Genomic DNA, 22,901 nt, shown 5'->3' on the forward strand with positions numbered 1-22,901 from the left:
CCGTGCTGAGGCATCGGGTGGCAGCCGCGGTTCTTCCGCGGTCCGAACATGAAAAAGGGGCCACGTGGGCCCCTTGCTTTCGGTGATTTTGCTGACGCTATGCGGCCTTCTGGGCGTCCAGTTCGCTGACGACGGGACGGGTGCCGTCTTCGCGGGCATAGTATCCGTACATCTGATCCAGTGCGGCATCGGCCTGCTGGCTGCGCTTGCGGTCCGCGATGCTCAGCGGCTTCTGGGTCTGGTTCGACATTGTCATTCTCCGATCAGGGCGTTTCCTCCCGTGACCGTCAGATATTGACTGCCCAGTCAAAATGAAACCGCCCTGACGCAAGGTCAGAGCGGATGCAGGGCAGCCATGCAATGCGGTCAACTCAGCCGATGCGCAGCATCCGATGCTTTTTCTTGCCGACCGAGATCTTGATGCCGCGCTCCAGCGCGGCCTGGTCCAAGGGCATCTGCGGATCGGTGACAGGCGCGTTGTCGGCGCGCAGGCCGCCTTCGGCCACCAGACGCTTGACCTCCTTGCCGCTGGCGACGATGCCCGACTGGACCAGGGCCTGCGCGATGGTGACGCCTTGCGCCTGATCGGCGGGCAGTACCGCGACCTCCAGATCGCCGCCCGCGCCGCCGTCCTGAAAGACGCTGCGCGCGGTCGCCTCGGCGCTGGCGGCGGCATCGGCGCCGTGCAACAGGGTCGTCACTTCGTTGGCCAGACGGACCTTGGCCTCGTTGATCTCGGACCCCTGCAGGGCGCCCATGCGGTCGCATTCGTCCACCGGCAGTTCGGTGTACAGCTTCAGGAACCGGCCCACATCGGCATCGGTGGTGTTGCGCCAGAACTGCCAGAACTCATAAGGCGACAGCATGTCCGCCGACAGCCAGGTCGCCCCGCCCGCCGACTTTCCCATCTTGCGCCCGTCGCTGGTCGTCAGCAGCGGAGAGGTCAGGCCCCAGACCTGCCGGTCGTCCACGCGCCGCGTCAGGTCGATGCCGTTGACGATGTTGCCCCATTGGTCCGACCCGCCCATCTGCAGCACGCAGCTATGGCGGCGGTTCAGCTCCAGGAAGTCGTAGGCCTGCAGGATCATGTAGTTGAATTCCAGGAAGCTCAGCGACTGTTCTCGGTCCAGCCGGGACTTGACCGATTCGAAAGACAGCATCCTGTTGACGCTGAAGTGCCGGCCGATGTCGCGCAGGAAGGTCAGGTAGTTCAGGCCGTCCAGCCATTCGGCGTTGTTCAGCATCACCGCCCCGTCGGGGCCGTAATCCAGATAGCGAGCGAAGACCCGGCCCATTCCGTCGATATTGGCCTGGATCGCGGCATCGTCCAGAAGCGGGCGTTCGTCGCTGCGGAAGGACGGATCGCCGACCTTGGTCGTGCCGCCGCCCATCAGGGTCAGGGGCTTGTTGCCGGTCTTCTGGAACCAGCGCAGCATCATGATGTTCAGCAGGTGCCCGACATGCAGGCTGGCCGCCGTCGCGTCATAGCCGATATAGGCCGTGACCGGTCCCGCCAGCAGCGCCTGATCCAGCCCGGCGTAATCCGTGCAGTCGGCCAGATAGCCGCGTTCGGACATGATGCGCAGGAAGTCGGATTTGGGCTGGTATGTCATGGGCTTCATCCTTGTGTATCCGCGCGATATACAGGCAGGAGCAGCGAAGGAAAAGCGATGATCCGGGCTTTGGGGATGATGTCGGGCACGTCGCTGGACGGTGTCGACGCGGCGATGATCGAAACCGACGGGGTGCGGATCGGCGGCTTTGGGGACAGCGCCTTTCGTGCGTTCGGCGACAACGAATCGGCCGTGCTTCATGCGGGGCTGGGCCTGTGGCCCGACGCGCCGGAGGTGGCGGAGCTGGCGCAGCTGGTCCAGGCGGCCCATGCCGATCTGGCACGGCAGTTTCCAGATGCGCAGCTGATCGGGTTTCACGGCCAGACGCTGGCCCACGATCCGCGCGGGCGCGGCACGCATCAGGCGGGTGACGGCGCGGCGCTGGCGCGCATGACGGATCGCCCCGTGGTCTGGGATTTCCGGTCCGAGGATGTGCGTCAGGGAGGCGAGGGCGCGCCTTTGGTACCGTTCTTTCATTGGGCCTGCGCGAACTGGGCCGTGGGGCAGGGGTGCCTGCCCGCGGCCCCCGTGGCGTTCCTGAACCTGGGCGGCGTCGGCAACATCAGCTGGGTGGACCCCACGGCCCCCGCACCCGAGACCGCCGGTGCCTGCGTCGCCTTCGACACTGGGCCTGCCAACGCGCCATTGAACGACCTGATGCGCCGGCGCCGCCGTCAGTCGCGGGACGAAGGCGGCGCACTGGCGGCCAGCGGCACCGCCGATCAGGACATCGTCGCGACGTTCCTGGATGATCCGTGGTTCCGGCGACCCGCCCCTAAATCCTTGGATCGCGATCAGTTCGCTGGCCTGACCCGCGCGGTTGCCCCGCTGTCCGATGCCGATGCGGCAGCGACGCTGGTGTCGGCACTGGCCGGATCGGTTGCGGCAGGCATGGCGTGGCTGCCCGCGATGCCTGCGCAGGTTCTGGTCTGCGGCGGGGGGCGCCACAACACGGCCATCATGGATGCGCTGACAGCAACGTTGCCCGTGCCCGTCCGACCGGTCGAGGCGATCGGTCTGAACGGCGACATGCTGGAGGCGCAGGCCTTCGGCTGGCTGGCGGTACGGGTGCTGCGGGGGCTGCCCATATCGGGGCCGATGACCACGGGCGTTCCGGCACCGGTCTGCGGCGGACGGATCAGCCACCCACGATCACGTGACTAGATCATACAAATGTTTAGGGAACGGTCTTCGAAATGCCCGCGTTGATGCAGTGAAGATGACGAAAAGACGTCATCGAAACAAGGAATTGATGCGGAGATCTAGAATGAAAACCCTCATGATGACGACGGCTGCGGCTCTGGCATTTGCGGCTCCGGTGTTCGCACAGGACGCGGCGACGCCCCCGGCCACCGACGCCATGCCGGCCGAGACGATGCCCGCAGAAACGATGCCCGCAGAGACCATGCCGGCGGATACCATGCCCGCCGAAACGATGCCCGCCGACGAGATGGCGACCGACATGAGCGACATGGAAGTGACGCTGTCGGCCGAGAATCCCGGCATCACAGCGTCGTGGCTGCAGGGCCGCGCGATCTACACGACCAACCAGCCGTCGACCACCGAATGGACCGATGCAACGGGCGATGCCGTTCCGGGTGACTGGAACGAGATCGCGACTGTGTCCGACATCGTGATGTCACCGGACGGTCAGGTCATGGGCTACATCGCCGACATCGGCGGTTTCCTGGGCATGGGCACGCACACCGTGCTGCTGGACCGCGATGTCCTGAACATGGCGATGTTCGGCGACGACACGGTTCTGGCGACCAACTACAGCCAGGAAGAACTGGAAGCGCTGCCGGAATTCGACATGGAAACCGTCCGCGACTGATCCCACCCGGTTTGTTTACAAGTTTCTTGGTTCATCGGGGCGCCCATCGGGCGCCCCTTTTGCGTTCTTTGCACCGTAATTTCAAAGATTTGCCCGAATGTGGCAAAATTCGTTCAACGCGCCCTTGACGCCGCGCGGCGGTCTGCGTAAACCCCGGCCTACTCCGGCGGGCGATCGTCCGGGGGATGAGTTGGGCGGTTGTAGCTCAGTTGGTTAGAGTACCGGCCTGTCACGCCGGGGGTCGCGGGTTCGAGCCCCGTCAACCGCGCCACAACTCATCATTCGCCCGAAGGAAATGCGCGGTTGTAGCTCAGTTGGTTAGAGTACCGGCCTGTCACGCCGGGGGTCGCGGGTTCGAGCCCCGTCAACCGCGCCATTTCTTCCCTTCCCCTTCTCGGCAGGATCACGCTAAGACAGCGTCGATTTTGCGTATCGGAGGAAGCGATGACGGACATGGTCCAAGCCCGGCAACTGATCGACGCCCTTGGCGCTGCCGCCCGAGAGGCCGCGGTGGTTCTGGCGCAGACCCCAGCCGGACCGAAACGCATGGCCCTGCTGTCCGCCGCCGACGCCATTACCGCCCATGCTCCTGATATCCTGGCGGCCAACGCCCGTGATCTGGACTTCGCGCGCGAAAAGGGGCTGTCGGATGCGATGCTGGACCGGCTGCGTCTGAACGGCGCACGCATCGCCGCGATCGCGCAAAGCCTGCGCGAGGTTGCCGAACAGGATGATCCGGTGGGGCAGGTCATCGCGGAATGGGACCGGCCCACGGGGCTGCATATCCGCCGCGTGCGCACGCCCATCGGCGTGATCGGGGTCATCTATGAAAGCCGGCCGAACGTGACCGCCGATGCGGGGGCGCTGGCGTTGAAGTCCGGAAATGCGGTGATCCTGCGCGGTGGTTCGGAAAGCCTGCATTCCAGCGGCGCGATCCATGCCTGCATGGTCGAGGGCCTTCGCGCGGCGGGCCTGCCGGAAACCGCCATCCAGATGGTGCCCACGCGCGACCGCGCGGCGGTCAGCGCCATGCTGGGCGCGCAGGGGCTGATCGACGTGATCATCCCGCGCGGCGGCAAGGGGCTGGTCGGGCTGGTTCAGGACCAGGCCCGCGTGCCGGTCTTTGCGCATCTGGAGGGGATCTGCCACATCTATGCCGACGCCGCGGCCGATCTGGAAAAGGCGCGGCGCGTAGTGCTGAACGCCAAGACGCGGCGCACCGGTGTCTGCGGGTCGGCCGAATGCCTGCTGATCGACAGGGCGTTCCATGACCGCCATGGCGCCGTCCTGATCCGAGACCTGCTGGAGGCGGGGGTCGAGGTGCGTGCCGATGGCGATTTGGCGCGCATCCCCGGCACCGTGCCGGCCAAGCCCGACGATTTCGGGCGCGAGTTCCTGGACATGATCATCGCCGCCAAGCTGGTGGACGGGGTCGAGGAGGCCATCGCCCATATCCGCCGCCATGGCAGCCAGCACACCGAATCGATCCTGACCGAGGATGACGCAACTGCCGAGCGTTTCTTTGCCGGGCTGGACAGCGCGATCCTGATGCGGAACGCCTCGACCCAGTTCGCGGACGGTGGAGAGTTTTGGCATGGGCGCCGAGATCGGCATCGCCACGGGCAAGATGCATGCCCGCGGGCCGGTGGGGGCGGAACAGTTGACCAGCTTCAAATATCTGGTCACGGGCGACGGGACGATCCGCGCCTAGAACGCGATCTCGCCCCCGGTGTCGTCGAATTCATGGCGCAGGGGGCGGTTCTCGGCCCGCGCGGCCTCGGCCAGCAGGGCGAAATGCACCTCGGACGGGGCCAGGGTGCGGGGTTGCGGGCCGTCCAGCCAGCCCCACAGGGTCGGGTCGACCTTGCTGCGGTCGCATTCCGCGACCAACCGCCATTGCGGACCATCGCGCAGCACGATCACCCGGCCGCCCCAGGGCATCGCGCTTTCCATGCACATCACCGCCAGCACCAGCATGCGGATCTCGGGCCGCGCGAAATCGCCTGCGGCGTCCAGGGTGATCGTCAGGCGGCCCTGTGCGGCGATCCCGTCCAGCAGACGGCGCAGCTCGGCCAGGCCGATCCGCTGTTCGCCCTGCGCCATGCCGAACGCCATGCGATAGGCTTGGATGCGCGCGCGTGCCGCGCCCACCGCTTCGGAGATCAGGCGCAGTTCAGGGGATTGGGCCAGGCCCGGAAAATCGGGCGACATCTCCAGCAGCTCGACCCCGTTGCCGATGGCCCCCAGGGGCGACACCAGGTCATGGCACAGCCGCGATCCCAGCAGTGCGGCCAGATCGCCCGCAGCGATCCGCGTTGTATCGACCGTCATGTATGATTACCTTCCAAAATGCAGAGAAATGGAGTTTTCGCGGTGAACGATATCCTTGAACCCGGCATGATCGTGCGTCATCCCGGCGCGCCCGAATGGGGCGAGGGGCAGGTCCAGTCCCGGATCGGCGACCGCATCACCGTGAACTTTACCGAGGCCGGCAAGCAGGTCATCGACGGACGCCGCGTGGCGTTGCAGATCCTGCGCATGGGCGACATGTAAACTCCTGATATTGCTTGCGCGACGATGCAACTGAAGGTTGCGCGATGCAAGCGGAACTTGGGTCGCACGTGTTGCATTGGCCGCGCGGCTTTCCTAGACAGGCCGCAGCCCAAGCACCGAGGCCATCGTGAACCGCGCCGACCCTGCCTTTTTCCAGATCCGCCTTGCCACGACGCCCCGCGACCTGATGGCCGCGCAGCGCCTGCGCTATCGCGTGTTCGTCGAGGAGCTGGGCGGCACCGGCCCGCTGGTCGATCACGACGCCCGGCTGGAACGGGACGAGTTCGACCCCGTCGTCGACCACCTGTGCCTGATCGACACGCGCCGCGACGCGGAGGCGCTGGATCACGTGGTCGGCGTCTATCGCCTGCTGCGCAGCGATGTGGCGGCCGATTTTGGGCGGTTCTACTGCGACGGCGAATACGACCTGGCCCCGCTGCGCGACAGCGGCCGACCGCTGCTGGAACTGGGGCGGTCCTGTGTCGATCCCGATCACCGGGGCGGGGCGGCGATGTTCCTGATGTGGAACGCGCTGGCCGATTACGTGCTGGACCACGGCATCCAGATCCTGTTCGGCGTGGCCAGCTTTCACGGCACGGACCCGACGCTGCTGGCACCGTCGCTGTCCTGGCTGCACCACAATCACCTGGCCCCGCCGGACCTGCGGCCCCGCGCGCGGCCCGACGGGTTCCAGACCATGGACCTGATCGCCCCCGACCGCCTGGACCGGCGCGAGGCGTTGGTCGGGATGCCCGCGCTGATCAAGGCCTATCTGCGCCTTGGCGGTCTGGTGGGCGAGGGGGCGTTCATCGACCGTGCCTTCAACACGACCGACGTGTTCCTGCTGATGGACACGGGCGCGATGTCCGCCAAGCACAAGCAGTTCTACGAAAGCCGCTGGCAGCCGACATGAGCCCGACCTGGCGCGATGCCGAACCGCCTGTGCCGGCCCCCCCGCGCGGGCTGCGCGACTGGCTGCGGGTGATCCGCCGCGGCGTGCCGGCGGTTTCTGGTGCTGATGCTGGGCGTGCTGCTGATCCTGCCGCTGCGCGGGATCGAGCGACTGGTGCATGGCCGCCGCCGCCCCTGGACCGGACCGCATGTCCAGATCGTCTGCCGCTTGGTTCTGGCCTGCATCGGCTTGAGTTGGCGGCGCGAGGGGACGCCCCTGCGAGGCCCCGGCGCGGTCGTGGCGAACCATTCCAGCTGGCTGGACATCCTGACGCTGAACGCCGCCCTGCCGGTCTTCTTCGTCAGCAAGGCCGAGGTCGCCCGCTGGCCCGGCATCAACGTCCTGACCCGCGTGACCGACACGCATTTCGTGACGCGCGATCCGAAACTGGCCCGCGCGCAGGCGCTGGAATTCGCCGAACGCATCCGCGCCGGGCATCGCCTGCTGTTCTTCCCCGAAGGCACGTCCAGCGACGGACGCCGCGTCCTGCCGTTCAAGCCGACCCTGTTCCAGGGGTTTCTGGCCGACGACCTGCCCGCCGGTCTGGCGATCCAGCCGGTCAGTGCCGTGTATCACGCGCCGCCGGGGCAGGACCCGCGATTCTATGGCTGGTGGGCGGATATGGATCTGGGGCCGCACCTGCTGTCGATTCTTGCGGCAAGACGCCACGGGCATGTGACCGTCCGGCTGCACCCCCCCGATTCCCGTCGCAGGAAACGACCGCAAGACCCTTTCGGCAGCATGCTATTCTGCGATAGAAGCCGATTTTCGCGGTCTTGCCACACCGGCCTGAAACCGACGGGCCGACCCCTGTCAAGACCTTGCCAGCCGCGTTCTGACGCTATATCTGGTGTCCAACCCTGAACAAACCACCAAGGAATGAGCGTATGACCCGCTTTGCCGCCCCCATCGCAGAACAGATCTGGGACATGAAGTACCGGATGAAGGATTCCGAGGGGCAGGCCGTCGACGGGTCGGTCGAGGACAGCTGGCGTCGCGTCGCGCGCGACCTGGCGCGCGTGGAAAGCGACCCGGCCAAGTGGGAGGACAAGTTCTATTCCGCGCTGGAGGACTTCAAGTACCTGCCCGCGGGCCGCATCCTGGCCGGTGCCGGAACGGGCCGGTCGGTCACGCTGTTCAACTGCTTCGTCATGGGCACCATTCCCGACAGCATGGGTGGCATCTTCGACATGCTGAAGGAGGCCGCGCTGACCATGCAGCAGGGCGGCGGCATCGGTTACGACTTCAGCACGATCCGCCCGCGGGGTGCGGTGGTCAAGGGCGTGGCGGCCGATGCGTCGGGTCCGCTGTCCTTCATGGATGTCTGGGACGCGATGTGCCGCACGATCATGTCGGCCGGCTCGCGCCGTGGCGCGATGATGGCGACGATGCGCTGCGACCACCCGGACGTGGAACAGTTCATCGTGGCCAAGCAGGACAGTGCGCGCCTGCGCATGTTCAACCTGTCGGTGCTGATCACCGACGACTTCATGGATGCCGTGCGCGCCGATGCGCCCTGGGACCTGAAGTTCGAGGGTCGGGTCTACAGCACCGTCCAGGCGCTGGACCTGTGGAACCGGATCATGAAGGCGACCTATGATTTCGCCGAGCCGGGCGTGATCTTCATCGACCGGATCAACAAGGCCAACAACCTGTCCTATGTCGAGACGATCGCGGCCACCAACCCCTGCGGCGAGCAGCCCCTGCCGCCCTATGGCGCCTGCCTGCTGGGCTCGATCAACCTGGCCCGTCTGGTCACGAATCCGTTCACCGAGACGGCCGAACTGGATCCCGAAGGCCTGGACGATCTGGTCCGCACGGCGGTCCGGATGATGGACAACGTGGTCGACGCATCGAAATTCCCGCTGGACGCGCAGGCCGAGGAGGCCCGCAACAAGCGTCGCATCGGCCTGGGCGTGACCGGTCTGGCGGACGCGCTGCTGATGCTGGGCCTGCGCTACGGCGCCGATGACGCGGTCGCGCAGACCCGCGTCTGGATGAAGGCCATCGCCCGGTCGGCCTATCTGGCATCCGTCGACCTGGCCAAGGAGAAGGGCGCCTTCCCGCTGTTCGACGCCAAGAAATACCTGGCCTCGGGGCTTCATGTCCAAGATGGACGCCGACGTCCGCGACGCGATCGCCAAGCACGGCATCCGCAATGCCCTGCTGACCTCGATCGCGCCGACGGGCACGATCAGCCTCTATGCCGGCAACGTGTCGTCGGGGATCGAGCCGGTCTTCGCCTATGCCTACAAGCGCAAGGTCCTGCAGAAGGACGGTTCGCGGACCGAGGAGGAGGTCGTCGATTACGCAGTGCAGATGTGGCGCGACCTGAAGGGCGACGCGGCGCTGCCCGATTACTTCGTGAACGCACAGACGCTGGCGCCCAAGGACCACGTCGCCATGCAGGCCGCGGCGCAGGAATGGGTCGACAGCTCGATCTCGAAGACCATCAACTGCCCCGAGGACATCAGCTTCGAGGCGTTCAAGGACGTTTACATGGCGGCCTGGGATCTGGGCTGCAAAGGCTGCACGACCTATCGTCCGAATGACGTGACCGGCTCGGTGCTGTCCGTCAGCGAGACGACCGAAAAGGCGCCGGAGGCCGACAAGGGCGCGGATGTCGTCTATCTGACCGAGCCGTTGGACCGCCCCGCGGCCCTGGAGGGTGCCACCTATAAGCTGAAATGGCCGGGGTCGGAGCACGCGATCTACATCACGATCAACGACATCATCCACGGCAACCACCGCCGCCCGTTCGAAATCTTCATCAACTCCAAGAACATGGAGCACTACGCCTGGACGGTCGCGCTGACGCGTATGGTCTCGGCCGTGTTCCGCCGCGGGGGCGACGTGTCCTTCGTGGTCGAGGAGCTGAAGGCAGTCTTTGATCCGCGCGGCGGGGCATGGATGCAGGGCCGCTATGTCCCCTCGATCCTGGCGGCCATCGGCGGCGTGATCGAACGCCACCTGATCGAGACGGGCTTCCTGGCGGGCGAAGGGCTGGGCCTCAAGTCCGACCCGCAGGCCGAAGTGATGGCCGTGGGCGAGGCGCCGCGCGGCCCCGCCTGCTCCAGCTGCGGTCAATACGGGATGCGCATGGTCGAGGGCTGCATGACCTGCCCCAGCTGCGGCCATTCCAAATGCGGATGATCTGAAGCGTTCTTCAAGCGATCATAAGAAAAAAGGCGGTCCATCTGGGCCGCCTTTTGTTCATGATCAGCGCAGTCCTACGCGTCTGGCGATTGATATCGTCGCGGGATGAGGCGCTATGAGGGGGCAGGGGTCGGCGAACATGGACCACCGGAGATGGGTGCAGCTCCGCTGATCCACATGCCGCATCACGAGCATGCCAATGCGTCACGCGCGTTTATGATCAGCCACCGACACCGTCAGACGCGCTGCCTCACCGCGATGGTCATTTGCCCTTGGCAGCAACGGCCGCCGAGACGACATCCTTGGTGCTGGGCGCCGAAGCGTTCGTCTTGGGCTTCTGCTTCTTCGGCTTCTTTTCGTCGCGTTTGCGTTTGTCCATGCCCTTGGCCATGTTCGTCTCTCCAATAGCCGCCGGGGACCGGCGGGTGGAAACGATACGCCATTGCAGGAAAAAGGATAGACACGTCGGCGGCATCACCGCCGTTTCGGGGCGATCAAGGCTCGAAGCCTGGCTCGTACTCGACGAAGGCGCTCATGCACAGATCGGCGCAGGGGTCTTTCGGGGCGGCGCAGGCGGACAGCGCCAGGATGGCACAGAGGGACAGGCGAAACATGATACTGACTCCGATACTATCGAAGCCTTATATAGGTCATTTGTTCAATTTGCTAACCTGTCTTTCCGGTCAGGACAGGCATCGCCTCTATCTGCCGCGTGGCGCCGCATAGACCGCCGCCCAGTAGCGCGTGCGCCCATCCGCGCCAAGTGCCTGCCCGATGCCGAAGTTGCTGACCTGTGGGATCATGATGTTCGAGACATGGCCCGCAGAGGCGTTCCATTCCGCCAGAACCCGATCCAGGCCGAAGGGCCCCGCGGCGATGTTTTCCGCAGTGACGGTGGGCGCATAGCCAAGCGCCTTGACCCGCTGCGACGGGCCAGAGCTGCGGCTGCCCGCATGGGTCATGCGGCCGCGTTGCGCCATGTCGCAGGCATGCCGTGCCGCGGCGCGCGCCAGCAGATCGTTCGCCTGCACCGGGGGCAGGCCGGATCGCCGCCGGAGCGCGTTGGTCGCCCGCACCCCGGCCGCCTGCTGGTCCGCCGTCGTGGCAGGGCAGGTGGCAGGACCGGGCGCCGAGGCTTGGACGTCGATCGTCGATGCCGGCCCGGTCGGGGCCGATGCACAAGCAGCCGTCAGCAGCGCCAAGGTCAGCACCCCGCAACGACCGTAGGGACCAGATGCCAACATCAGGAGCTCCCGTCATGATTGCATTATATGTCATTTGACACGCATAAGGCATGCCCTGTCACCTATTTTGTGCAGACCTTGGCCGAAACTGTCAGCGCGGCGGAACTTGGGCGGCAGACGGCTCCACCACCGTGCGGTCATGGGCGCGGCGCTGTCAGCGATCCGGCGGGCGCGTCGGTTCGCCGCGGCACCATCATGGGCGGACCCATAGCACATCACGCATGCTGCGCGTTTACCCGGATGTCCGGCCTTGGAGACGACCAGTATCTACGTGCGTCACCCGCCATCGGCAGCGGCCAAGTGAAAGTGCTAGATGGCCGCAACGGGGGAGCACCGGCCGCAGACCTGCGCCATGTGCCATTCCACGGTGCCCCCCGCATGATTGAAAGCACCGAATGTCGGCATTCCCGGCCCGTCGGCAATGGCCATAGGTCACTGCCTCGCGGCCGTCCGTCGGGCGCAGCAGATAGGACTATCCGGCGACGTTGGGGCAGGAGATATCCGCCCAACTGCCCTCGTCCGGTGGCGACCGGTCGATCACGCGGCAATCGCGCGCCGGATCGTTCGTTGTTTAGATGTAGGTCAGCCCGCCCAGGCAGGGTGGGCCAAGGCGATCAGGATCGCTGCGGCGCATCGTGTCATCAATCCTCTCTGGCCGTGGTTCCGGCAGAGGAATGCGCGGGGGCGGGCATGGGTCTCGACCAAGACGGACGCCTTGACGCAGGGGACAAGGGTCACGACTGTTGACCTGCGCGTTCCAAAAAACCATCTAGGATGACAAGACCGCCCGGTGCCATGGCCGGGGCGGGGCCCCTGACATGGATTGACGATGACGCGGTACCTGTCCTCCTCGACGCTCGCCTTTCTGGCGATCCTGGGCTTTCTGGCCTTCTGGATCGGCGGCGGCATGCTGAACCGTGAACCCCCCGCCGAGGCCGCCCCGGTCGAGGTGGCGGTTCCCCATGTCGCGGCCAGCATGTCCGTCGCCGAGGAGATCGTGCCGCGGACGGTGCTGTTCGGCAATGTCGTCCCGGACCAGACGTCGATCCTGCGGGCACGCACCGCAGGGATCGTCGAGGAGGTCGTGCGCCAAGGCCACATCGCCGATCAGGGCGAGCAATTGGCGCTGCTGTCGGCAGACGACCGCGAAGCCGGCGTGGCGCGCGCCGAGGCGGCCGTGGGGTCGGCCGAGCGCGACTATGACGCCGCGCGGCAGTTGCGGGAACGGGGCGTGACCTCGGAGGCGGAGCTGCAGTCGCGCTTCGCACAGCTGGAATCGGCCCGGGCCGAACTGCGCGCGGCCCAGCTGGAACTGCAGAACACCCGCCTGACCGCCCCGATCAGCGGCACCGTCAGCAACGTCATGGCCGAACTGGGCAGCTTCGTGGATGCCGGCGGAGAGGTCCTTGAGATCGTGCGCAACGATCCCCTGATCGCCCAGATCGAGGTCCGCCAGTCCGAGATCACCTCGGTCGCGCTTGGCCAATCCGCACAGGTCGTGTTCCAGGGCGGCCGCGAGGCCGAGGGCCGCGTGCGCTTCATCGCGCCGGTCGCCACGGCCGAGACGCGCACCTTCCGCGTCGAGGTCGAGGTTCCGAACCCCGACAATGCCGTGCCCGCGGGCCTGAGTGCGCAGATATCGCTGGCGATGGACGCGGTGCGCGCGCATCGGCTGTCGCCGGCGCTGATCCGGCTGGATGACGCCGGTCGGATCGGCGTGTTCGTTGTGGCCGAAGACGGCCAGACCCTGCGTTTCGCGCCGGTCCAGATCGTGCAGGCCCGCGCCGAGGCGATCTGGGTCACCGGGCTGGAGGACCGCGCGCGGGTCGTCACCATCTCTCAGGGCGCGCTGAGCGACGGGCAGCAGGCCCGCGTCAGCGACACGCCCGAACCCTATCGCGATGTCGTGGGCGACGGGGCGACCGATGCGGCGGCGCTGCTGGGCACGGCCCAGGCATCTGACGCCGTGGCCAGACCATGAACGGGATCATCGCGGCGGGCTTTTCCCGCGCCCGCACGGTGATGATGGTGATGGTGGGCCTGCTGCTGGCGGGCTTTACGGCCTATGTCACCATCCCCAAGGAATCGATGCCCGAGGTCGACATCCCGATCTTCATCGTGAACGTCACCTATAGCGGCGTCAGCGCCGAGGATGCCGCCACCCTGCTGGCCGAACCGATCGAGCGACAGGTGAACGCGCTGGAGGGGCTGCGGCGGATGGAGACCGTGGCCAGCGAGGGTTTCGCCTCGGTCACATTGGAGTTCCGCCCCGGCTTCGATCAGGCGCAGGCGTTGCAGTCGGTCAAGGATGCGGTCGATGACGCGGGCCCGGACATTCCGCCCGAGGCCGACGGCCCCTTCGTGCGCGAGATCGACATGGCGCTGTTCCCGATCCTGACGGTGGCGCTGTCGGGCCCCGTCCCGGAACGCGAGCTGATCCGCCTTGGCCGCGCGTTGAGCGACGAGATCGAGACCGTCAGCGGCGTCCTGCAGGCCGACCTGACCGGAGAGCGCGAGGACCAGTTGGAGATCCTGATCGATCCGCTGGCGCTGGAGACCTATGGCATCTCTCCGGGGCAACTGTCGCAGGCGATCCAGGCCAACAACCAGCTGATCGCGGCGGGGTCATTCGACACCGGGGCTGGCCGCATCGGGGTGTCGATCCCCGGCACCGTCGTCCGCCTGGATGAGATCATGTCGATCCCGGTGCTGGTCGACGGGGCCACCGTGCTGCGCGTTCAGGACGTGGCCGAGGTGCGTCAGACTTTTAAAGATCCGGTCAGCTTTGCCCGCATCGACGGACAGCCCGCCCTCGCCATCGACGTGCGCAAGACGGTGGGCGCGAACGTGATCGACACCGTCGCCGCGGTCCGCAACGTGGTGGCGCAGACCCGCGCCGACTGGCCCGAACAGGTCGGCGTCGTCTTCATGAACGACCAGTCCAAGGAGATGCGCACCCTTCTGTCGGACCTGCAGAACAACGTGATCGCGGCAGTCGTGCTGGTGATGCTGGTCACCGTGCTGTTTCTGGGCTTGCGTGCATCGCTGCTGGTGGCGGTGGCCATCCCGGGATCGTTCCTGGGCGGCATCCTGATCATCTGGGCGCTTGGCTTCACGCTGAACGTGATCGTGCTGTTCGCGCTGATCCTGGTGGTCGGCATGCTGGTCGACGGCGCCATCGTGGTGGTCGAGATGGGCGAACGCCTGATCGCCAAGGGTCATGGCAAGGCCGAGGCCTATCTGCTGGCGGCGCAGCGGATGGCCTGGCCGATCACCTCGTCCACCGCGACCACGCTGGCGGTGTTCTTTCCGCTGCTGTTCTGGCCGGGGTTGGCCGGGCAGTTCATGTTCTATCTGCCCGCCACGATGATCGCCACGCTGCTGATGTCGCTGCTGATGGCGCTGGTCTTCGTGCCTGTGACGGGCAGCGTCGTGGGCGGGGGGCAGGCGCTGCCGCCCGAACCCGATGCCGACGACACGTCGGGCGCGATGGCGCGCCTGTCGATCTGGACCATCGCGCGGCCAGGCGCCACGTTGGGACTGTCGATCCTGACGGTGCTGGTGATCCTCTATGCCTATTCGCACCTGAACCGCGGGGTCGAGTTCTTTCCCGAGACCGACGCCGAGCGCGCGCAGGTCCAGATCACCGCGAATGGCAACCTCTCCGTCCAGGAGAGCGACCGACTGGTGCGCCTGATCGAGGAACAGGTTCTGGGTTTCGAGGGCATCGAGCGCGTCTATTCCCGCACCATCGGCAGCGTCGAGGAGCGTGTCCGCTCCAGCCTCTCCAGCGACGTGATCGGCCAGATTCAGGTCGAGTTCACCGACTGGCGCACCCGCGCCCCCTCGACCGAGGTGATCGACCAGCTGCGCGCCGCCACGGCGGAGGTGCCGGGCCTGGGCATCCAGATCGAGGCCGCGGCATCCGGGCCCGGTGCGTCCCGCCCGGTCCAGATCGAGATATCGGCCTCCAATCGCCCGGCGCTGCAGCAGGCGTCGGCCAAGATCGAACAGCTGATGCAGGCGCAGGGCCGCTTCGTGGACATCGCCAACGACACGCCCCGACCCAACCCCGAGATCCGGCTGGTCGTCGACCGAGAGGAATCGGCGCGCTTCGGCATCGACATGAACACCATCGGCACCGCGGTCCAGCTGCTGACGACGGGGGTGAACCTGGGCACCTACCTGCCCGATTTCGCCGATGATGAGGTCGACATCGCCCTGCGCTATCCGTCAGATCAGCGCAATCTGGAGAACCTGTCGTCGCTGCGCGTCGCAGGACCGTCGGGTGCGCAGGTGCCAATCTCCAACATGGTGCAGATGATCCCGGCGCCGGCACCCTCCGCCATCACCCGCATCGCCGCGAGAGAGACCCAGACCCTGACCGCGGACCTGGCCCCGGGCGCCACGCTGCAGGCCGAGCTGGCGCTCATCCAGGCCAGCATCGACCAGGCCGATCTGCCCGACGACGTCGAGGTCACGTTCGGAGGAGAGATCGAGGACCAGCAGGAGGCGATGACCTTCCTGATGGGGGCGTTCGTCGCGGCGATCTTTCTGATGTTCACCATCCTGCTGATCCAGATGAACAGCTTTTATCAGGCGTTGCTGGTGCTGACGGCGATCGTGTTCTCGATCTCGGGGGTGTTCCTTGGGCTGATGGTCCGGCAGGAAGCGTTCTCGATCGTGATGAGCGGCATCGGCATCATGGCCTTGGCTGGCGTCGTGGTAAACAACAACATCGTGCTGATCGACGCCTACAACGAATATCGCGGGGCCGGCGACGACCCGGACCGCGCGGCGCGGCGTGCGGCATCGGAACGGGTGCGTCCGGTGCTGTTGACGGCCGGCACGACGGTCATTGGCCTGGTGCCGATGGTGCTGGGCATGACCATCGATTTCACCGGCCGCGACCTGTTCCTCGGCGCGCCTTCGGGCCAGTTCTGGATCCAGCTGTCGACGGGGATCGCAGGGGGCCTGGTAGTTGCAACGGCGGTCACGCTGATCCTGACGCCGACGCTGCTGGCCTGGGACGGACGCAGGCGCGTTCGCAGGCAGGCGCGACGCGCGGCGGCGCAGCCCGCGGAATAAGGCGGGTCGCCCGATGGGGCGGCCCGACCGTCGTTCAGTCGAAGGCGCGGTCGGTGATGGTCGACACCCACGCCCCTTCCGGGGCGGCCTGGATCACCGGGTCGGACCCGCCCGACAGCAGGATATCGACGGTGCGCTGGTAATCGGCCTCGGCCAGGGTGCCGTCCGAACCTTCCAGCAGCTTGGCTATCTCGGTCATCATGCGGGTCTGATGCTCCAGGGTCTGTGCGCCGGTCTCGTCGTTGTCCAGGACGATCTGGGCGGCCTCCTCGGGGTTCTCGGCCGCGTATTGCCAGCCTCGCATGCTGGCGCGGACAAAGCCCACCAGGTCGGTCACCTTCTCGCTGTCCTCCAGCGTCTCCTCCAGCACATAGAGGCCGTCCTCAAGGGTGGCCACGCCCTGATCCTCGTACTTGAAGGTCACCAGGTCGTTCTCGGCGATGCCGGCGTCGATCACCTGCCAGTACTCGTTGTAGGTCATCGTGCTGATGCAGGCCGCCTGTTTCTGCAGCAGGGGATCGACGTTGAAGCCCTGCTTCAGCACGGTCACACCCTCGGGGCCGCCCTCGGTCGACAGGCCAAGCGTGTTCATCCAGGACAGGAACGGATATTCGTTGCCCGCGAACCAGACGCCCAGGGTCTTGCCCGCGAAATCGGTCGCCGGATCGCTGATGCCGCTTTCCTTCAGACAGGTCAGCATCATGCCCGACGCCTTGAAGGGCTGGGCAATGTTCACCATCGGCAGGCCCTTTTCCCGCGCCGCCAGCGCCGCCGGCATCCATTCGACGATCACGTCCGCGCCGCCGCCGGCCAGGACCTGGGTCGGGGCGATGTCAGGACCGCCCGGCAGGATGGTCAGGTTGACGCCCTCTTCCTCATAGAAACCCTTTTCCTGCGCGACGTAATAGCCCGCGAACTGGGCCTGCGTGACCCATTTCAGCTGCAGTGTCAGATCGCCCGCCTGCGCCCCTCCGGCCATCAGCGCAAGGGCCGCGGCCCCGGTCATTAGTCGTGTCATTTCCCGTCTCTCCTGTTGGTGGGATCCGCCCCGGATGGGGATGCGGCCCCGGTTAGTTGCGCTGCGACGGGTGCCAGAACGTCACCTTCTTTTCGATCAGCGCAACGATGCCATAGAACAGCGTTCCCGCCAGCGCCGCCACGACAATTTCGGCCCAGACCAGCGGCAGGTCCAGACGCCCCACCGCGGTCGAGATGCGGAAACCCATGCCGCGCGTCGGGCTGCCGAAGAATTCGGCAACGATCGCCCCGATCAGGGCCAGCGTGGTGGTGATCTTCAACCCGTTGAACAGAAAAGGCATCGCGGCGGGCAGACGCAGCTTCCACAGCGCAGCGCCATAGGGGGCGGCCCAGCTGGCCATCAGGTCGCGCTGCATCGCGTCGGTGGCGCGCAGGCCCGCAACCATGTTCACCAGGATCGGGAAGAAGACCATCACCACCACGACCGCGGCCTTGGATTGCCAGTCGAATCCGAACCACATCACCAGGATTGGGGCGATGCCGACGATGGGCAGGGCGGCGACGAAATTGCCGATGGGCAGCAGCCCGCGCTGCAGGAAGGGGCTGCGGTCGATGGCGATGGAGGTGAGGACCGCCGCTGCCGCCCCGATCAACCAGCCGGTCAGCGCCCCCTTGAGGATCGTCTGGATGAAATCGGTCCACAGAATGCCGGTATTGGCAGCGAAACTGGCCGCGATCTGGCTGGGTGCGGGCAGGATCACGGTCGGGATCGCATAGGCGCGGACCGCCATCTCCCACAGCAGGATGATCGTGCCGCCAAAGATGATCGGCACGACGGCGCGCGTGGCGGGCGTGTCGAACCCGGCCAGCCAGGCGTTGAACAGCCACGCGATCAGCCATACCGCCAACAGCGGCGCGGCCGTCGGCGCCAGCCAGTGCGCGGCGACCAAGGCGACGATGCCCCCCGCGACCGCCTGGATGTTCTGCAGGAACCAATAGGTCCGACCAAGACGCAGCTCTGTCATCGTGCCAACCCCATGCGGCTGAGGGTGCGTCGCTCCAGCCATCCGACGATGGCGACAAGGCCCGCGGCCAGCAGGGCCGCGACGAACAGCGCCGACCAGATCTGAACGGTCTGGCCGTAATAGCTGCCTGACAGCAGGCGCGCGCCCAGGCCCGCGGTCGCCCCGGCGGGCAGTTCGCCCACGATGGTGCCGACCAGCGCCGCGGCGATCGCGACCTTGAGGCTGGCGAACAGGTAGGGCAGCGACGACGGCAGCCGCAGCCGCCAGAAGACCTGGGCGTTGCTGGCGCTCCAGCTGCGCATCTGGTCCAGCTGCATCGCATCGGGGGTGCGCAGGCCCTTGACCATGCCGACCAGCACCGGAAAGAACGAAAGCCATGCGGCGATGATCGCCTTGGGCAAAAGGCCCGTGACACCCATGCTGGACAGGACCACGATGACCATCGGCGCGATGGCCAGGATCGGAACGGTCTGGCTGGCCACGGCCCAGGGCATGACCGACTGGTCCATGCTGCGGCTGTGGACGATGCCGACCGCCAGCAGGATGCCCGCGCCGGTGCCGATGGCAAAGCCTGCCAGCGTCGCGGACAGGGTCACCCAAGCATGCCAGACCAGGCTGCGGCGCGAGGTGATGGCCTGACCGGCCAGCCCCTCCCACAGGCCGACGGCCACCTGGTGGGGCGCGGGCAGCACGGGTCGTTCCTGCACCAGGGTGCGCGCGACAAGGTCGGGCAGGGTCAGCGTCACCTCGGCCCGGGCGGCCTGGTCACGCTCCCACTGGGCGTTCATGCGGATCGCGGCCAGGTACCATACGGCGACGATGGCCAGCAGCACCGTCATCACGGGCACAAGCCGTCCCCTAGTCATGGCTGTGTCCGTCGCGCAGCCCCTCGCGGACCTCATGGGCCAGGGCGATGAATTCGGGCGTGTCGCGGATGTCCAGCGGACGGTCCGGGGGCAGGGTGCTTTCGATCACGCGCGTGATGCGGCCCGGGCGCGGCGACATGACGACGATCTTGGTCGACAGATAGACCGCCTCGGGAATCGAATGCGTGACAAAGCTGATAGTCTTGCCGGTCTTGCGCCATAGCGCCAGCAGCGCCTCGTTCAGCCGGTCGCGCACGATCTCGTCCAATGCGCCGAAGGGTTCGTCCATCAGCAAGATGTCGGCGTCGAAGGCCAGCGCACGTGCGATGCTGGCGCGCTGCTGCATGCCGCCCGACAGCTGCCACGGAAACTTGCCGCCAAAGCCCGACAGTTCGACCAGGTCCATGACCCGTGCGATGCGTTCCGCGCGATCAGCCTTTGAAAACCCCATGATCTCCAGCGGCAGAGAGATGTTCCCCGCGATCGTCCGCCACGGATAAAGCCCCGGCGCCTGGAACACGTACCCATAGGCGCGCGCCCGTCGGGCCGCGTCCGGCTCCATCCCGTTGACGCGCAGGGTGCCGTCGGTGGGCGTCTCCAGCGCGGCGATGCTGCGCAGGAACGTGGTCTTGCCGCATCCCGACGGCCCGATAAAGCTGACGAATTCGCCGGGTGCGATGGACAGGTCCACGTCCTTGAGGGCGTGCACCGGCCCGTCGGCGGTCTGGAAGGTCAGGCTGACGCCGCTTGCCTCGATGACGGTCAAGTCACACCCCGCTTGCGGGAATGCCGCCGCGCTGGACCGGGCGCGGCGCGGTCAGGTCCTTCCAGGCGGACAGCGCGCGGTTCACCTGACCGCGCGGCTCGCGGGCCACGAATTCGCCGTGCCCCTCGCGGCTGTCGACCTTGCCCTCGGTCACCGCGACGACGCCGCGGGTCAGGGTGAACCGCGGCAGGCCCTTGACGGTCTGCCCCTCGAACACGTTGTAATCGATCGCGGATTGCTGGACACCGGCGGTGATCGTCTTGGTCGCCTCGGGGTCCCAGACCACCAGGTCCGCGTCGCTGCCGACCAGGACCGCTCCCTTTTTCGGGTACATCCCCAGGATCTTGGCGATGTTGGTCGAGGTGACGGCCACGAACTCGTTCGGCGTCAGCCGCCCCGTGCCGACCCCATGCGTCCACAGCATCGGCATCCGATCCTCAAGGCCCCCGGTGCCGTTCGGAATCTTGGTGAAATCGCCGATGCCGGTACGTTTCTGATCGGTTGTGAAGGCGCAATGGTCGGTCGCCACGACCGACAGGCTGCCCGACTGCAGACCGGCCCACAGGCTGTCCTGGTGCTGCTTATTGCGGAACGGCGGCGACATGACTCGGCGTGCGGCATGATCCCAATCCGCGTTGAAATACTCGGATTCGTCCAGTGTCAGGTGCTGGATCAGCGGCTCGCCCCAGACCCGCTTGCCTTGGGCGCGAGCCCGGCGGATCGCCTCATGGCTGTCCTCGCAGCTGACATGGACCACGTACAGCGGCACACCCGCCATGTCAGCCACCATGATCGCGCGGTTCGTGGCCTCGCCCTCGACCTGGGGCGGGCGGGAATAGGCATGGGCCTCGGGGCCGGTGTTCCCCTCAGCCAGCAGTCGTGCGGACAGTTCTGCCACGACATCGCCGTTCTCGGCATGGACCATCGCCACGCCGCCCAGATCGCCCACCCGACGGAACGACGCGAACAGCTCGTCGTCATTCACCATCAAGGCGCCCTTGTAGGCCATGAAGTGCTTGAAGCTGGTGATGCCGCGGTCCACGACCGCCTGCATCTCGTCGAACACCTGCTGGCCCCACCACGTGACCGCCATGTGATAGCTGTAATCGCAATGCGCGCGCCCGGACTTGTTGTCCCACATCTGCAACGCATCCAGCAGTCCCTGGCCCGGCGACGGCAGCGCGAAATCCACGACCATCGTCGTGCCGCCCGCCAGTGCCGCCCGCGTCCCGCTCTCGAAATCGTCGGCCGAATAGGTGCCCATGAAGGGCATCTCCAGATGCGTGTGCGGGTCGATCCCGCCCGGCATGACCAGGCAGCCGCCCGCGTCCAGGACGGTGTCACCGACCAGCCCCTGACCAATCGCGGCAATACGCCCCCCCTCGATCAGCACGTCGGCCTGATAGCTCAGATCCGCCGTAACGATGGTTCCGCCCCTGATGACCGTGCTCATGGCATCCCTCTTCTTCTTTGTCCAAATACCTTGGGGGTCCGGGGGTGAAACCCCCGGCCACGGTCCGCGTCAGCGGACGATCTCGGCGGCGTCCAGCACCGCGTGCAGCAGCACGTCGCATCCCGCACGCGCCCAGTCCGGCGTGATCGCCTCGGCCTCGTTGTGGCTCAGCCCGCCTTCGCAGGGGCACATGATCATCACTGTCGGCGCAACCTTGGCAATCCAGCAGGCGTCATGCCCCGCGCCCGACACGACATCCATGTGGCTATATCCCAGCTTCTCGGCCGCGCCGCGCACCTTGCCGACCAGGTCGGAATCAAAGGTCACCGGGTCGAAATGCCCGACCGGCTCGATCTCGATCCCCAGCCCCAGTTCCGCGGCGATCTCAGCGGCCTCCGCTTCCAACCTCGACCGCATCGATGTCAGCTTCTCCAGATCGGGCGACCGGAAATCGATGCAGAACACCGCCTTTCCCGGAATGACATTGCGGCTGTTCGGAAAAAGGTTGGCTTGGCCGACGGCGCCGACCGCATCCGGCTGGTGGCCCATCGCGATGCGATGCACCGCCTCTATGATCCGCGCCATGCCAAGGCCCGCATTCACGCGCATCGCCATGGGCGTGCTGCCCGTATGGGCGTCCTTGCCGGTCAGCGTCACCTGCAGCCACCACAGTCCCTGGCCATGGGTGACCACGCCGATCTGCTTGCCCGCTGCCTCAAGGATCGGGCCCTGTTCGATATGCAGTTCGAACATCGCGTGGATCTTGCGGTCGCCCGGCGCTTCGGTTCCGCGCCAGCCGATCCTGTCCAACTCGTCGCCGAAACGCTTGCCATCGGCATCCTGACGGCTGTTGGCGTAATCCTCGGTCAAGACGCCCGCAAAGACGCCCGACGCCAACATGGCGGGCGCGAAACGCGCGCCTTCCTCGTTGGTCCAGTTCGTCACCACGATGGGGCGGCGCGTGCGGATGCCCAGGTCCCGGATCGACCGGATCACCTCCAGCCCGGCAAGGACGCCCAGCACCCCGTCATAGCGCCCGCCGGTCGGCTGCGTGTCCAGGTGGCTGCCGATATAGACGGGGTCCAGATCGGGCTCGGCCCCCTCATGGCGCATGAACATGCTGCCCATCCGGTCGACGCCCATCGTCATGCCGGCTTCTTCGCACCAGCGCTGGAAAAGGCTACGTCCCTCGGCATCGGCATCGGTCAGGGTCTGGCGGTTGCAGCCGCCCGCGATGCCGGGGCCGATCTGGGCCATCTGGTCCAGACTGTCCCACAGCCGGTCGCCATCGACGGTCATGTTCGCAGCCGTCATCACGCCACTTGCGTCGCTCATTTGCAGTCCTTCCTGTCGGGCCGCCCCGTTCTGTCGCG

18 protein-coding genes, 2 tRNA genes and 2 pseudogenes are annotated in these 22,901 nt (G+C 66.5%); 11 read left to right on the plus strand and 11 right to left on the minus strand.

The window, feature by feature from the left end:
- Positions 1 to 97: 97 nt before the first annotated feature.
- Positions 98 to 250 (minus strand): hypothetical protein, encoded by a 153-nt coding sequence (locus tag F1642_RS03175; RefSeq protein ID WP_157001283.1) that lies wholly within the window; start codon positions 248 to 250, stop codon positions 98 to 100.
- 121 nt (positions 251 to 371) lie between these two features.
- Positions 372 to 1,613: a tyrosine--tRNA ligase gene (gene tyrS, locus F1642_RS03180; RefSeq protein ID WP_194885422.1), complete on the minus strand. Its 1,242-nt coding sequence runs from the start codon at positions 1,611 to 1,613 to the stop codon at positions 372 to 374.
- Between the two features lie 57 nt (positions 1,614 to 1,670).
- On the opposite strand from tyrS, the gene F1642_RS03185 reads away from it, so the two are divergent.
- From F1642_RS03185 to F1642_RS03205, 5 genes and pseudogenes are all read left to right on the plus strand, one after another.
- Complete coding sequence (locus F1642_RS03185) at positions 1,671 to 2,777, plus strand: anhydro-N-acetylmuramic acid kinase (RefSeq protein ID WP_194885423.1); 1,107 nt, start codon at positions 1,671 to 1,673, stop codon at positions 2,775 to 2,777.
- Positions 2,778 to 2,892: 115 nt separating this feature from the next.
- A complete protein-coding gene (locus tag F1642_RS03190) occupies positions 2,893 to 3,447 on the plus strand; it encodes a PRC-barrel domain-containing protein (RefSeq protein ID WP_194885424.1) in 555 nt (184 codons plus the stop codon).
- 194 nt (positions 3,448 to 3,641) lie between these two features.
- Positions 3,642 to 3,718: transfer RNA gene (locus tag F1642_RS03195), tRNA-Asp, on the plus strand.
- Positions 3,719 to 3,746: 28 nt separating this feature from the next.
- Positions 3,747 to 3,823: transfer RNA gene (locus F1642_RS03200), tRNA-Asp, on the plus strand.
- Positions 3,824 to 3,891: 68 nt separating this feature from the next.
- Positions 3,892 to 5,158, plus strand: a pseudogene (locus tag F1642_RS03205) (glutamate-5-semialdehyde dehydrogenase).
- Here F1642_RS03205 and F1642_RS03210 read toward each other — a convergent pair.
- Positions 5,155 to 5,778 (minus strand): histidine phosphotransferase family protein, encoded by a 624-nt coding sequence (locus F1642_RS03210; RefSeq protein WP_045980844.1) that lies wholly within the window; start codon positions 5,776 to 5,778, stop codon positions 5,155 to 5,157. The pseudogene F1642_RS03205 and the gene F1642_RS03210 overlap by 4 nt on opposite strands.
- A 42-nt stretch (positions 5,779 to 5,820) precedes the next feature.
- Between F1642_RS03210 and F1642_RS03215 the strand changes: the two genes are divergently transcribed.
- From F1642_RS03215 to F1642_RS03230, 4 genes and pseudogenes are all read left to right on the plus strand, one after another.
- A complete protein-coding gene (locus F1642_RS03215; protein ID WP_042249936.1) occupies positions 5,821 to 6,000 on the plus strand; it encodes a DUF3553 domain-containing protein in 180 nt (59 codons plus the stop codon).
- Positions 6,001 to 6,187: 187 nt separating this feature from the next.
- Complete coding sequence (locus F1642_RS03220) at positions 6,188 to 6,913, plus strand: GNAT family N-acetyltransferase (RefSeq protein WP_194885488.1); 726 nt, start codon at positions 6,188 to 6,190, stop codon at positions 6,911 to 6,913.
- 105 nt (positions 6,914 to 7,018) lie between these two features.
- Complete coding sequence (locus F1642_RS03225; RefSeq protein WP_255522106.1) at positions 7,019 to 7,816, plus strand: lysophospholipid acyltransferase family protein; 798 nt, start codon at positions 7,019 to 7,021, stop codon at positions 7,814 to 7,816.
- Positions 7,817 to 7,839: 23 nt separating this feature from the next.
- Positions 7,840 to 10,105: pseudogene (locus F1642_RS03230) on the plus strand (adenosylcobalamin-dependent ribonucleoside-diphosphate reductase).
- Positions 10,106 to 10,370: 265 nt separating this feature from the next.
- Here the strand turns inward: F1642_RS03230 and F1642_RS15335 are convergent.
- A complete protein-coding gene (locus F1642_RS15335) occupies positions 10,371 to 10,499 on the minus strand; it encodes a hypothetical protein (protein WP_255352761.1) in 129 nt (42 codons plus the stop codon).
- 310 nt (positions 10,500 to 10,809) lie between these two features.
- Positions 10,810 to 11,352: a CAP domain-containing protein gene (locus tag F1642_RS03235; protein ID WP_194885425.1), complete on the minus strand. Its 543-nt coding sequence runs from the start codon at positions 11,350 to 11,352 to the stop codon at positions 10,810 to 10,812.
- Positions 11,353 to 12,181: 829 nt separating this feature from the next.
- Here F1642_RS03235 and F1642_RS03240 point away from each other — a divergent pair.
- Together F1642_RS03240 and F1642_RS03245 are read left to right on the plus strand one after the other, a co-directional pair.
- On the plus strand, positions 12,182 to 13,333 hold the full coding sequence (locus F1642_RS03240) for an efflux RND transporter periplasmic adaptor subunit (RefSeq protein WP_194885426.1): 1,152 nt from the start codon (positions 12,182 to 12,184) through the stop codon (positions 13,331 to 13,333).
- Positions 13,330 to 16,440, plus strand: coding sequence for an efflux RND transporter permease subunit (locus tag F1642_RS03245; RefSeq protein WP_194885427.1), 3,111 nt, complete (start codon positions 13,330 to 13,332; stop codon positions 16,438 to 16,440). The genes F1642_RS03240 and F1642_RS03245 overlap by 4 nt, the downstream gene beginning before the upstream one ends.
- Positions 16,441 to 16,474: 34 nt before the next feature.
- Here the strand turns inward: F1642_RS03245 and F1642_RS03250 are convergent, their stop codons facing one another.
- From F1642_RS03250 to F1642_RS03275, 6 genes are all read right to left on the minus strand, one after another.
- On the minus strand, positions 16,475 to 17,458 hold the full coding sequence (locus F1642_RS03250) for an ABC transporter substrate-binding protein (RefSeq protein ID WP_045999277.1): 984 nt from the start codon (positions 17,456 to 17,458) through the stop codon (positions 16,475 to 16,477).
- A 52-nt stretch (positions 17,459 to 17,510) separates the two neighbouring features.
- Complete coding sequence (locus F1642_RS03255) at positions 17,511 to 18,443, minus strand: ABC transporter permease (protein WP_194885428.1); 933 nt, start codon at positions 18,441 to 18,443, stop codon at positions 17,511 to 17,513.
- A complete protein-coding gene (locus F1642_RS03260; RefSeq protein ID WP_127898412.1) occupies positions 18,440 to 19,309 on the minus strand; it encodes an ABC transporter permease in 870 nt (289 codons plus the stop codon). The genes F1642_RS03255 and F1642_RS03260 overlap by 4 nt, the downstream gene beginning before the upstream one ends.
- A complete protein-coding gene (locus F1642_RS03265; protein ID WP_194885429.1) occupies positions 19,302 to 20,075 on the minus strand; it encodes an ABC transporter ATP-binding protein in 774 nt (257 codons plus the stop codon). The genes F1642_RS03260 and F1642_RS03265 overlap by 8 nt, the downstream gene beginning before the upstream one ends.
- Position 20,076: 1 nt before the next feature.
- Positions 20,077 to 21,528, minus strand: a complete 1,452-nt coding sequence (gene hydA, locus F1642_RS03270) for a dihydropyrimidinase (protein ID WP_194885430.1) — start codon at positions 21,526 to 21,528, stop codon at positions 20,077 to 20,079.
- A 69-nt stretch (positions 21,529 to 21,597) separates the two neighbouring features.
- Positions 21,598 to 22,863 carry a Zn-dependent hydrolase gene (locus F1642_RS03275; RefSeq protein ID WP_370582759.1) on the minus strand — a complete coding sequence of 422 codons (1,266 nt, stop codon included), beginning with the start codon at positions 22,861 to 22,863 and terminating at the stop codon, positions 21,598 to 21,600.
- Positions 22,864 to 22,901 lie beyond the last annotated feature (38 nt).

This window comes from Paracoccus sp. NBH48, from assembly GCF_015390265.1.
Classification (GTDB): Bacteria; Pseudomonadota; Alphaproteobacteria; order Rhodobacterales; family Rhodobacteraceae; genus Paracoccus; species Paracoccus marcusii.